This window comes from Candidatus Nanopusillus massiliensis, assembly GCF_920984865.1.
In genome coordinates this window covers 233,250-233,518 of record NZ_OV100765.1, presented here as the reverse complement: position 1 = coordinate 233,518, position 269 = coordinate 233,250, and positions in this window count along the sequence as shown.

The following is a 269-nucleotide window of genomic DNA, read 5'->3' as shown; positions in this document are numbered from 1 at the left end:
AATATAATAAACATAGTAATAAATACATTGATATATTCTGTTATCATGAATTATGTATAATTTTTGAGAATTTTAAAAATTAGGAATATGGTATAAAAATACTGAATTTTTAAATAAATAAAAACTTATAAAAAATTGTTATTATTATGTAGTAATGAATGAATATATGTATAATTTAATTACATTATAAAAAATAGTTTTAAAGATACTATAGAATACCTTAATAATAATGGCATAAAGACTGAAAAATTAAAATTGATAATAGCAAA